This window comes from Sphingobacterium sp. PCS056 (assembly GCF_023273895.1).
Lineage (GTDB): Bacteria > Bacteroidota > Bacteroidia > Sphingobacteriales > Sphingobacteriaceae > Sphingobacterium.
The window spans coordinates 2,865,340-2,878,164 of the sequence record NZ_CP096883.1 but is presented as its reverse complement, the minus strand read 5'-3'; the positions used below and the strand labels follow the sequence as shown (position 1 = coordinate 2,878,164).

11 protein-coding genes are annotated in these 12,825 nt (G+C 38.0%); 2 read left to right on the top strand and 9 right to left on the bottom strand.

Annotation, left to right across the window (positions count from 1 at the left end; all coding sequences use genetic code 11):
* Window positions 1-197 precede the first annotated feature (197 nt).
* Genes MUB18_RS11865 through pheT form a run of 3 tightly spaced genes read right to left on the bottom strand, consistent with a single transcriptional unit; the run spans window position 198 to window position 3,285 of the window.
* Window positions 198-488: a cell division protein ZapA gene (locus tag MUB18_RS11865; protein ID WP_045754171.1), complete on the bottom strand. Its 291-nt coding sequence runs from the start codon at window positions 486-488 to the stop codon at window positions 198-200.
* A 55-nt stretch (window positions 489-543) separates the two neighbouring features.
* Entirely contained in the window at window positions 544-852 is a 309-nt protein-coding gene (locus tag MUB18_RS11860; protein ID WP_045754170.1) for a hypothetical protein, read from the bottom strand.
* A gap of 36 nt (window positions 853-888) precedes the next feature.
* Window positions 889-3,285, bottom strand: coding sequence for a phenylalanine--tRNA ligase subunit beta (gene pheT / locus MUB18_RS11855; RefSeq protein ID WP_248753232.1), 2,397 nt, complete (start codon window positions 3,283-3,285; stop codon window positions 889-891).
* A gap of 377 nt (window positions 3,286-3,662) precedes the next feature.
* Here pheT and purL point away from each other — a divergent pair, with 377 nt between their 5' ends.
* A complete protein-coding gene (purL, locus tag MUB18_RS11850; protein ID WP_248753231.1) occupies window positions 3,663-7,337 on the top strand; it encodes a phosphoribosylformylglycinamidine synthase in 3,675 nt (1,224 codons plus the stop codon).
* A gap of 106 nt (window positions 7,338-7,443) precedes the next feature.
* Here purL and MUB18_RS11845 read toward each other — a convergent pair whose 3' ends face one another.
* From MUB18_RS11845 to MUB18_RS11820, 6 genes are all read right to left on the bottom strand, one after another.
* Complete coding sequence (locus MUB18_RS11845) at window positions 7,444-7,890, bottom strand: DoxX family protein (RefSeq protein ID WP_248753230.1); 447 nt, start codon at window positions 7,888-7,890, stop codon at window positions 7,444-7,446.
* 500 nt (window positions 7,891-8,390) lie between these two features.
* Entirely contained in the window at window positions 8,391-9,284 is an 894-nt protein-coding gene (locus MUB18_RS11840) for a Fic family protein (RefSeq protein ID WP_045754166.1), read from the bottom strand.
* Window positions 9,285-9,545: 261 nt separating this feature from the next.
* Entirely contained in the window at window positions 9,546-10,688 is a 1,143-nt protein-coding gene (locus MUB18_RS11835) for a glutathionylspermidine synthase family protein (protein ID WP_248753229.1), read from the bottom strand.
* On the bottom strand, window positions 10,688-11,062 hold the full coding sequence (locus MUB18_RS11830; RefSeq protein ID WP_248753228.1) for a hypothetical protein: 375 nt from the start codon (window positions 11,060-11,062) through the stop codon (window positions 10,688-10,690). The genes MUB18_RS11835 and MUB18_RS11830 overlap by 1 nt, the downstream gene beginning before the upstream one ends.
* Before the next feature lie 2 nt (window positions 11,063-11,064).
* Window positions 11,065-11,358: a hypothetical protein gene (locus MUB18_RS11825; protein WP_248753227.1), complete on the bottom strand. Its 294-nt coding sequence runs from the start codon at window positions 11,356-11,358 to the stop codon at window positions 11,065-11,067.
* A gap of 176 nt (window positions 11,359-11,534) precedes the next feature.
* Window positions 11,535-12,053: a hypothetical protein gene (locus tag MUB18_RS11820; protein ID WP_248753226.1), complete on the bottom strand. Its 519-nt coding sequence runs from the start codon at window positions 12,051-12,053 to the stop codon at window positions 11,535-11,537.
* 59 nt (window positions 12,054-12,112) lie between these two features.
* On the opposite strand from MUB18_RS11820, the gene MUB18_RS11815 reads away from it, so the two are divergent.
* Window positions 12,113-12,757 carry a YiiX/YebB-like N1pC/P60 family cysteine hydrolase gene (locus MUB18_RS11815; RefSeq protein ID WP_248753225.1) on the top strand — a complete coding sequence of 215 codons (645 nt, stop codon included), beginning with the start codon at window positions 12,113-12,115 and terminating at the stop codon, window positions 12,755-12,757.
* Window positions 12,758-12,825 lie beyond the last annotated feature (68 nt).

Genomic DNA, 12,825 nt, shown 5'->3' with positions numbered 1-12,825 from the left:
AAAACCGCAATTAAATACCGGGTATCTAATATTATTAAACTTCTAATATACATAATTAGGCTATGATCATGGTCCAGATGGCTTACGCAAAATGACCTACATCTTTTCGCCTGTAATATTGAAGCGTTAAGTTTAAAATAGTGACAACCCGAATTCAATTGCGGCAAATTCGTTTAGTAAAGCGCTATAAAGAACGATTATTTTGTAAAGAAATTAGATAATAGTTGATCCAGTTCATGAACCGATTGCTCTAAACCTTGATCTTGTGTCTGTACCTGTCGCTCCGCTTTCAACATTCCTGTTGCATATTGAAGCACACACATCGACAATAAATCTTGCTTATCACGAACAGTATAACTATCCTGTAACTCTTTTACTTTTTCATTAATCAATTTCGCTGCATGGCGGATAATTTCCTCCTCTGCTATATCTACACGAAGCGGATACACGCGATCAGCGATATTTATTTTGATGGAAATCTCTCCCATTGTTATTTGAGCTTTACGTTGTATTAGTAAGTTATCCTTATGCTACTCGATCGACTTACTTCAACAAACTAATACATTTGTCTATTTCTCGCACAAAATCGTTAATTTTTTGCTTTGTGTCAAGTATTTTTTCATTAATTGCATCTTTGTCAGCTTCAGAACTATCTAAAGAACGAGCAACTGCCATTGCTTTCATCTGTTCTTCCATTTGCTTGTTCTTATCGCTACACGTATTAAAAGCAACTTGAAGTGATTGAACCTCTAATTTAAGTAAATCATTCTCTTCTTGCAAGACTTCGCACATTTGAATTAAATTTTTCGTTTTCTCAACGATAATATTCATTTGTGAAGATAATGCTGCCATATATTAAATTTATACAATTAAATCTTATTATTCAAATTAACCACGCACTTCTGCGCTTACTTCTTTCTCAAAGTTAAGAATTAATTTTTGAACTATTGCGTCAATTTGTTTGTCCATTAAAGTTTTTTCATCATCTTCGATCATAAAACTTAAAGCATAAGATTTTTTGCCTGCAGGAATTTTATCTCCTTTATAAACATCAAATACTTTGACTTCTTTCAACAGTTTACGCTCGGTCTTATACGCTATTGTTTCCAGTTGCTTGAAGGTAACAGCTTCATCAATTAACAGCGATAGGTCGCGTTTCACCGCAGGAAACTTAGATACCTCTTTAAATTTGATGACATTTTTACGGATGATCTTCAAGAGTTGATCCCAGTCAAAATCTGCAAAAAACACCTGTCCTTCTACATCCGCTTTTGTCAATGCTGCAGTGGATACCGCACCAAAGGTGACCAATGCTTTTGTACCTTTCAAATAACTGAGGCCATAGGCATAATGATCGGCAGGCGCATCTTCCAATTGAAGTCCTTCGATTTTTAATCTTTTTAAGATCAGATCAACGACCGCTTTGAGATTATAGAAATTAACAGATTGCTTGCTGTTGTTCCATTGCTCCACTTCCAGTTTACCACTGATAGCAATAGACAAATGCTGCTTTTCTTTGTACCCTTCGCCATCAATCGCATAAGTCTTTCCAAATTCAAAGATTTTTAAATCCGAATTTCTTCTTTTTTGATTGTATGAAACCGTTGTCAAAGCAGAAAACAACGTATTTTGACGCATGGTATCCAAGTCTGAACTCAGCGGATTGCATAGACGAACAGCTGTAGCTTCGTCATCTGCATAATCTAACTTTGTTAACGAGTTTGAAAGGGTCTCTCTAAAACCATTGGCAATTAACAGATCTGCCAATTGATTTAAAACAACTTCTTTATCTGGCTTTTCAGACGTATTTAAGGAAGATTTGATCTGTGGTTTTAATTCCACGTTATTATATCCATAAATACGCAATACTTCTTCGATAACATCCACTTCACGGGTGACATCTACACGGTAAGCTGGAACTAAAACATCCAGACCATCGGTTGATTCTTGCTCGATACCGATACCCAAGGCTACTATAATGGATTTGATCTCCTCATCTGGGATATCCTGACCGATCAATCGACGTACATTAGGATAGCTTACATGAAAAGCAAAAGGTGTTATTTCTGATGGGTAAAGATCTGTGATCTGAGAACTAATATGTCCACCAGCCACTTCTTGAATCAGGATAGCTGCTTTTTTGAGTGCATTTACCGTGATATTCGGATCTGTTCCTCTTTCATATCGGAATGAAGAATCTGTTTTTAATTGATGACGTTTCGCTGTTTTACGAACAGAAACGGCATTAAAATAGGCGGACTCTAAAAATATATTTGTCGTAGACTCCGACACACCTGAATGAGCACCACCGAAAACACCGGCAATACACATTGGCTTTTCAGCATCGGCAATAACAAGATCTTCTGCGGATAGTTTGCGCTCTACAGCGTCCAATGTCGTGAACAGCTCGTCTTGCTTTGCTTGTCGCACAACGATCTTATTACCTGCGATCTTGTCTTGATCAAAGGCATGCAAGGGTTGTCCAAGATCATGCAAGATAAAATTCGTAACATCTACAATATTGTTAATCGGACGGATACCGATGACATTCAAGCGTTCCTTTAACCAATCAGGGGATTCTTTTACTTGTACTCCTGAGATATTGATACCTGAGTAACGTGGACTTCCTGCATGATTTTCAACAACAACCTCCGTGTTGATCCCTGTTCCTTCTTTAAATAAAGAAAGATCAGAAGCTTTCATTTCTTTTCTATAGAAAGCGGCAATATCACGAGCCACTCCAAGGTGTGAAGCTGCATCTGCACGATTTGGTGTTAAACCAATTTCATAACGATAGTCGTCCTCTATATGATAAAAATCTTTAACAAGTGTACCTACCTGAGCATCCAATGGCAACTCGACGATGCCGGCATGTGAATTGCCCAAGCCAACTTCATCTTCACCACAAAGCATTCCTTCAGAAACTTCACCACGAATTTTTGATTTATTGATTTTAAAGGGCTCGCCACTTGTTGGGTGAACAGTGGAACCAACAGTTGCGACAATCACTTTTTGACCTACTGCAACGTTTGGAGCACCACACACAATGTGTAATAAATCTGCTTGACCGACATCAACCGTCGTCACTTTCAATTTATCTGCATTGGGGTGTTGTTCACAAGATTTCACTTCGCCGATGACCAATCCCGCTAATCCTCCAGGTATACTTTGCACCACATCTAATACCTCTACCTCCAGCCCAACGTTCGTTAGAATTAAAGATAACTCCTCTGGTTTGGTATCGATATCAATATGATCTTTAAGCCACTTATATGAAATATTCATTTTTAGAATCTGATTTTACGCACAAACTTAGATAAATTTGCTCTGATTCGCAATATAATTGCAGTCTTATCAAGTCATATTTATCGTTTTCGCCTCAGCCCTTGTGTGTTTTTATCGTCGATCAATTGGATTATTTTCACTTTTATAGTAGAAATCCATACATCAGGAGGCGTATATTTCGCTAATTTTACCATGCAAACACCTTAAATTAGTCAACATATCGACCGGTCGAATAGATCAAGTTTAAGGGAAAATAAGATGACGGTATCAGAAAAATAAATTTTACGATTATTTAGCACTTTTGATTCCCGATAAGTCAAAGGATTAACGTAAATTTGTACTTTAATTTGAAGAACGTTCAAAAACTTACAGTTATAATGATTCATTTCTTTGTGAACCCAAGCGACATCGTTTACGGTGTGCAAACCCTACAAGATTTATCTACCAATGATATCTCTAAACTAAACTGGCTATTTGGAAACGCTAACAAAATCGAAAAAGAAACTCTAAACGATTATTATGTTGGTCCTCGTGCAGCTATGATTACTCCCTGGAGTACAAATGCTGTGGAGATCACCCAAAACATGGGTATTGAAGGCATCATTCGAATAGAAGAATTCCGAAAAGTACAAGCTGATTTTCATGATTTCGATCCAATGATTTCTCAAAAATATGAGGCATTGACACAAGAAATGTACACCATCGATATTGCGCCAGAATCTATTCTGGAAATTGAGGATATCGATGCTTATAATAAACAAGAAGGCCTTTCTTTAAATCCGGAGGAAGTACAGTATCTTTCGGACTTAGCGACAAAACTAGACCGTAAGTTGACCGACTCTGAAGTATTTGCTTTTTCACAGGCAAACTCCGAACACTGTCGTCACAAAATATTCAACGGTACTTTTATTATCGATGGCGAAGAACAGCCGACTTCATTATTCAAACTGATTAAGAAAACATCCGAAACCAATCCTAATGAGATCGTTTCGGCATATAAAGACAACGTTGCTTTTGTTAAAGGCCCACGGATCACACAATTTGCACCACAATCGGCAGATAAACCTGATTTTTATGCTGAAAAGGAATTTGATTCTGTTCTTTCCGTAAAAGCGGAAACACATAATTTCCCAACGACCGTAGAACCATTCTCAGGTGCCGCAACGGGTTCTGGAGGTGAAATCCGCGACCGCTTAGCTGGGGGTCAAGGTTCTTTACCTTTGGCTGGAACTGCCGTTTACATGACTTCTTACTCTCGTCTGGAAGAAAACCGCCCTTGGGAGCAAGCGATGGAAGAACGCCCTTGGTTGTACCAAACTCCGATGGATATTTTAATCAAAGCATCAAATGGTGCTTCCGACTTTGGAAATAAATTTGGCCAGCCTTTGATCACAGGTTCGGTATTAACATTCGAACATGAAGAAGATGCGCGCAAATTAGGTTTTGACAAAGTAATCATGCAGGCTGGTGGTATTGGTTACGGTAAATTGGATCAGGCTAAGAAACATACGCCAAAAGTTGGTGACAAAATTGTTATTCTAGGTGGCGAAAATTACCGTATCGGTATGGGTGGAGCAGCCGTTTCTTCTGCAGATACAGGAGCTTTCGGTTCGGGCATCGAGTTGAATGCGATTCAACGTTCAAATCCAGAAATGCAAAAACGTGCTGCAAATGCAGTTCGTGGTATGGTGGAATCTGATCATAATCCAATTGTATCTATTCACGATCATGGTGCAGGTGGTCACTTAAATTGTCTTTCAGAACTTGTTGAGGAAACTGGAGGTTTAATTGATTTGGACGCTTTACCTGTAGGTGACCCTACCCTTTCGGCGAAAGAAATCATCGGCAATGAATCTCAGGAAAGAATGGGATTGGTCATTGGTGAAAAAGATATCGAAACATTAAAACGTGTTGCTGACCGTGAACGCTCACCGATGTATACCGTGGGTGATGTAACGGGCGATCACCGCTTTACTTTCGAATCCAAAACAACGGGTGAAAAACCAATGGATTATGCCTTGGAAGATTTCTTTGGTTCGTCTCCAAAAACAATCATGAGCGACAAGACAATTGTCAGAAATTATGAAGATGTAAACTACAGTACCGAAAATATTCCAACTTACTTAAATCAAGTCCTACAACTGGAAGCAGTGGCATCTAAGGACTGGTTAACTAATAAAGTAGACCGCTGTGTTGGTGGTCGTGTAGCGAAACAGCAGTGCGTCGGTCCATTGCAATTACCACTGAATAACGTTGGGGTAATGGCATTAGATTATAAAGGTAAGGAAGGTGTGGCCACCACTGTAGGGCACTCTCCTGTGGCAGCAATTATCGACCCAGCAGCTGCAAGTAGAACGGCTATTGCCGAATCTTTGTCAAACTTAGTGTTTGCTCCTATTAAAAATGGCCTTGCAGGTGTATCACTTTCGGCAAACTGGATGTGGGCTTGTAACAATGAGGGTGAAGATGCGCGTCTATATAAAGCTGTAAAAGCTTGTTCTGATTTTGCTTTAGAATTAGGAATCAATATCCCGACTGGAAAAGATTCGCTATCGATGAAACAAAAATACCCGAACGGTGACCATGTGATCGCGCCTGGTACTTTGATTGTTTCTGCAGCTGGTAATTGTACCGATATTACACAAGTTATTGAACCTGTATTAAACAAAAATTCGGGATCGATCTATTATATCAATCTATCAAAAGATAGTTTCAAATTAGGGGGTTCTTCATTTGCTCAGATCTTAAACAAAATTGGTAAAGAAGTGCCAACGATTCAAGATGGAGCCTATTTCAAAACAGCATTTAATACCATCCAAGATCTAATTAAAGCAGGACAAATTGAAGCAGGTCATGATATTGGTTCTGGTGGTTTGATCACGACTTTATTGGAATTGACATTTGCCGACGTTGATTTAGCCGCAAATTATGATTTGTCAGGCTTAGGTGAGGCTGATACGGTAAAAGCATTGTTTAATGAAAATATCGCTGTTGTTTTACAAGCAAAAGATGATGCTATTTTTGAAAGCACATTGACTGCGGCTGGAGTTGAAGCGGTGAAAATTGGTGAAGCGATCGCTGGCACAGAAGTTTCATTTAAAAATAATGCGGATACATTTACTTTCAATGTAATCGAAACACGTGATACGTGGTATAAAACTTCTTTCCTATTGGATTCAAAACAATCTAAAAATGGAACGGCACAAGAGCGTTATAACAATTACAAAAATCAACCATTGAATTTTGTATTCCCGAATCATTTCACGGGATTGCAACCTGCACTAGACCAATCAAAGCCTAGACCAAAAGCGGCTATTATCCGTGAGAAAGGTTCCAACTCTGAACGAGAAATGGCTAACGCCATGTTCCTAGCAGGATTTGATGTGAAAGATGTCCACATGACGGATTTAATTTCGGGACGCGAAAACCTAGAAGACATCCAATTTATCGGTGCTGTTGGTGGGTTCTCCAATTCTGATGTATTAGGGTCAGCAAAAGGATGGGCTGGTGCATTTTTATATAATGAAAAAGCTAAAACAGCGTTAGAAAATTTCTTCAACCGCCCTGATACGATGTCAGTAGGTATCTGTAACGGATGTCAATTGTTTATGGAACTGGAATTGATCAATCCTGAACATGAGGTTCATGGTAAATTGATCCACAATACCTCACAGAAGCATGAGTCCAATTTCGTATCGGTTACCGTTCAAGAAAATAACTCGATCATGTTATCAACCTTAGCGGGTACAACTTTAGGGGTATGGATTTCACATGGTGAAGGAAAATTCAATTTGCCTCAGGAGGAGTCCGCTTACCAAATCGTAGCAAAATATGCTTACGAAGCATATCCGGCAAACCCGAATGACTCTGATTATAATACAGCAATGCTTTGCGATAAAACGGGTCGCCATTTGGTCACTATGCCACATATTGAGCGTTCTACATTCCAATGGAATTGGGCTAACTATCCAAAAGGACGTCAAGATGAAGTAACGCCATGGTTAGAGGCATTTGTTAATGCGCGCAACTGGATCGCAGAAAATAAAAAATAGTTTAAAATAACATCTTGATAAAAAAACCTCCTGCAAAAAATTGCAGGAGGTTTTTTTTATATCCTTCACGATATACATGTTTAGATCATGTGGTTGGTAACTCTGCTTAAATTTCCCTGTTGTAACCTGGTTTATTCATCAAATTGTCTAGTGAATATTTACCCGATCCCATCACCAGAAATAATATGAGCATAAGCAAGACAACAACAGATAGCCACAGTTCCCCGTTTAAAAAACTAAATCCATTTGTTAAGTTAATAAAGAAAACTGCTCCAAATAAAATGGGCAACAAGACAATTGTCGCTAATCGGGTTTGGAAACCAAAAATGATAAACAAACCACCGACAATTTGAGCAAAAACAATATAGTGCACACCTCCCCATATATAGATGGTATAATTCACTTGCTGCACCAAGGAACTGACGCGATCAAGATCGCCTACAAAACTAAGTCCTTTGATTAGGATCAAAATACCTACTAATATCCGTAGATAATCTATCCATCTGGGATGATGGGTATCTCCCCAGTGTTCGATTTTGTGAATAAGGTTCATAATATTCTCCTTTTCTTATTGGTATTTATGACTAGAACAAATCATAACCGTTTTTGTTTTTTATCATTTTTGACATCTCATTACCTTCATATCAATTAGATCCAGTATATTGTCCACCTGAGCGAAGGAAAGAAATGTATCCCTATCACAATAAAATTAAACAGCGTATTAACAATGGTGAACTCATCAGGTATGAGTATGTGGACAAGTATAAACAAATAGCGCCATGCCTCTTACTGTATTTTAATACGGAACCTTATATAAGACCCATAAGGGCACATCGATTTGAAGAATACGAGGAAATCTTCGGTAATCTGAAAAAATAAATAAAAGGTCTTTTTAATCCACTTTCTGCAAGTATTGTAATAAGGCTCCGCTTGGAGCGCGAACTAGTTAAATTGACTCAAGAGCGTACTCCATATAGTAGGTATAAAGTGAAGTTAAAAAAATCAACTCTATAAATGCCTTAAAAAAGAATTATGAGCATGGTCACGCTTAATTTATTGGAACTCAATTTCAAAATATTGAAGAATAGTTTTGTAATGATCCTGAGCGGTAAGACAAGTATCTAATAAATACTCTTTTATATTTGTCCATTCTTGTAAGCCTCTGTAATAAAACAATTTGATCTCTTCATCGATTATAAATGGAACAATATTGTTGGCTAGACATTCCTTAAACATAATCAAACGACCAATACGACCATTACCATCTTGAAAAGGATGGATTACTTCAAATTTATAATGAAAATCGATAATATCTTCAAAAGTTTTCTTTTCAATATCATGATAACGTGAAAGCAATTCTTTCATTTTTATTGAAACTTCTTTTGGAGGGCAAGTCTCATTGCCCCCAACTTCGTTCGGAAGTTTCTTGTATTCACCAACATTAAACCAATCTTTTCGACTATCGGAAGTACCTGACTTTAAAAGATAATGTAATTCTTTAATTAAAGATTCTGTCAGCTTGGTTTTACCTTTATCAATAATGAAGTCAATACAGCGAAAATGATTTGTTGTTTCTATAATATCATCGACATTAACACTTTCTGTAGATGCTCCAATGGTGTTGGTTTCGAAGATATATCGAGTTTGATCGTGGGTTAGTTTACTACCTTCAATACGATTCGAATTATAAGTTAAATCGATCTGTGTACGATGGTAAATTCCGCCTTTCAGCTTCATTTGTTTTTGCTCTTTCAGATGATTGAGTAAAATGTTGTCACTGATTTTTTTCTTACGCCCTTTTTCAGATATCAGAGCATCCTCTGGAATATTCCAAGTTTTACCAGTTAAGAATGCTCCTTTAATTCTGCCTATAGCACAGTAATTACGAATAGTTCTTTCTGGAATACTCCATTTTTTCGCAAATTCACTTACTGAAATATAATTCATAATTTTATGATAAATGCCGTTATCGGCAAATATACAATAAAAAAGTATTTTAAACAGTGATTTTATTGCCGATAGCGGCAAGTGTTAAGAAGTTTAAATGATAAATATATGGAGGAATAAAATAGCCTCGCATCCATAGATATCATTGCCCTCAATTTAAAAAACTCCGATTATGCGCGTTTTTTGTGCCTGCACTACTTCATTAACCCTTTTCAGATATAAGCAGTGGCAATGGTTTTAACGCTAAAAATATCGAGGTTTTTAATGCTTGATGATATGTGGTACAAATCGACTTTTATCCGTTGTGATGGGCATCGTAGACTCCCGAAAACTGATTCCACAGGGCTCTTGCCCAATAATCCAACTTCCTATAATAGAAAAACCAGATTCTTCTTTGTGTAAAGTAGCTAATTCTTGATAAATATAACCTTCCTGTCCATAATCCCCTGGCGTCGCATAGATCAGTTCTTTATCATAGTAGAGATCAATATTGGCACCTTCTCTCGATAAGATCGGTTTTTTGATGTAATTTTTAAGCGTTCTCTGGGGCTCAAAATAGGCAGCCAATAAGTTGGGGTGATGCGGAAACAATTCCCACAAAATGGGTAAAATCGCCTTATTGGAAAGGATCATTTTCCATGAAGGTTCTATCCATTGTGTTCTATGGATATCATTTACGATATGATGGCCAAACTCTTCATGAACCATCCACTCCCAGGGATATAACTTAAAAATGGAGGTAATCGATTCACCCTCCAAATCTATAAAAGCATGACCATTCCAACCAATATCATCGATATAAATCAATTGTGTCTGTATACCTGCCTGAATAGCGGTATCCCTCAAATATTCGACATTGGTCAAATCCTCTAATGTTTCTTTCGCACATGAAAAGTAAAGTACATCTCCTTTTAGATAGGGTTTGATCTCTTTCCAGCTCGCTATAAGCTGCTCATGTACGCTGTTGAACTGATCGGTGGATTCAGAAAAATAATGATTTTTCCAGTTCCATTGGACGATTCCACATTCAAATAAAGAGGTTGGTGTATCGGCATTAAATTCCAACAGCTTCAATTTTCTTTTGACCGAGTCGTATGCAAAATCAAAGCGACCATAAATCGAGGGAGATTCATTTTCCCACGATTGTTCGATATGGTGTACCATATGACTGGGAATATGAAAGAGATGATATAGCTTGTTGGCCATCACGTGTTCAACCGCTTTGAGGCACATGTCCCACACTTCGGCCGTTGCTTGATAAATGGAATCCGCTTCGCTATTGGTGATCTCGTAATAATAATCCTCGATCCAATAGGGTTCATCGTTGTCCGTATGATAACCATATCCAATGGCAGTCAATCTGGATTTCCAATTGGGATCGATCGTGAGCTTTTTGAGTTTCATTATGAACCGAAAGAAGATGACTGAGATGACGCTGCAGTGTTGCCAAATCCACCTCTCTTTGCTTGATATGCAGCCGCTTTCTTTGCATTGGTACCCGATACAGAACTTGGGTTCAGATTGTTATTTGAATAGCCCAGACCTGCACCAATATGTCTAAAAGCCATAAACCATAAAAGTGATGAGCCCATCCCTCCTCCTGTGCGGTGCTGATCGCGATAATCTTTGGTCACTTCGGTGTAAGGTGCTGTAGAATCGGCACGCATAAAAACGCGTTGCTTCGTTTCCTCTGCTGGTGCAACAGGCTGCTGACCACATGAAGCCAATACGGAAGTAATCAGGACCAACTTGATCGTTGAAGATGCTTTTTTTCTCATATTTATTGAACAGTTACATAGATCGGTACTTCACTCAATGTTTGAGCTGTATCTCCCACACTCCAGGTATTGACGCGCTTAGCTGTGATGATGGTATCACTTTTGTCCGCAATCTTTTCACCATTAAACCAAATATGCTGTTTGGTGATATGTAAAACCGAATCGCCTTTTGTCTCCGTAACCAAAACAACTTCACGCGCTGATTTCTTATCCAATTGCTCTAATGGTTTTTCTTGATTAGCTTCGGAACAGCTCATCAATATCGAGATTGACAATCCGAAAAAAATATATTTCATTTCAATTGAGTTTTGTGTATAAAGATACTTAAAAAGAGCTGTTAACCATGAACTGGATACGCTATGCCTATACGTTTAGCTGACATCCGCATCAAGTAAGAAATTAGGATAAGATACCTAGACCAAAAAGGTCAGATGGATATGAGCATCCTCTCCATTCCTTGATACGACAAAAATTAACATTCTTTATCGTATGTCCGATTCCAGTGTTTATGGCTATCTAACGGCGTAGGGATCACCCGATATTCGAGGTTGATTCCATTCAGACGTCTTTTTTTAATGCGTTTGTTCACCTCATTGATATAGGCAATTTGAGTGATACGAAATGTCCCAAAACTAGTCCCTTTCATATCTTCTCGCTCTAATAAATCCTCCACCAATTCAAAATTGAAAAAACAGCCTAAATAATCTTTCCAAAAGAAAATAGGGTTATCTATCTTATCGAGATAACTATCCTCCGGATAACATAATTCACCATCTTCTACTTCAAAATGATCGGCTAAAACTTTATTGGTGTGTGCGACAAATTCTCGTGCAACCTCCTCATCTTCGATCGGAAGAAAAGAAATTACATCTTCTTCTTCTAAGCTATCAAACATCAAATGATTATTGAAGCAATGAATCAGTTCTGGTAATAACTCCACCACATCATTGTACATTTTTCCCATCTTGCAAAGATACAAAGATTCTCTCATTAGCCACTTATTTTTAGGTAATGAATCTATTTCTATCAAATAGCTTGTACCTTTAGGCCATGAAAATACAATCCGTAGTTTTAGGTATTTTATTGATTCTGATCAGCTCATTGGGTTTCGCCCAGCATCTGAAACTGACCAACCTTAAAAATGGTGATTTAATTTTTGTCGAAGCCGAACAGGAGCATTTGTCTGGTGCCATCAATCGGGTCACACAACGTGATACAAATAGTTCTTTTGACCATATTGGACTCTTGGAATATGATCAGGGCAATTTCTTTGTCTTACATGCAAGTTCCAAAAAAGGATCTATCCGTGAAGGGATTGACAGTTTCTACCAGACTCAAAAAAAAGAGCATAACCACTTAGTGGTTTACCGTCTAAAGGAAGCGTATCAACATACGATACCAGAAGCCATTACCACAGCAAAACTGCTGCTGGGAAAACCGTACAATTGGAGCTACATCTTGAACGATAGCAGTTTTTACTGTTCCGACTTTATCGAGAGAGCTTTTCGCCATGGGCATATTTTTCAATTAGAACCCATGACTTTTATAAACCCAGCGACAGGTCAAATCGACAGTTTTTGGAGAGATTTTTATCAGAAGCAGGGACTGGAAGTGCCTGAAGGAGAATTGGGTTGCAATCCCAACGGACTGGCGGCATCGGAAAAATTAGTAAAAATTGGCGATCTCACGCTGTAAATTAAATTTCGATTTCATTTAAAATTAATTTTTATCGTAACTTACAAGCACCATTAAAGATAGAAATT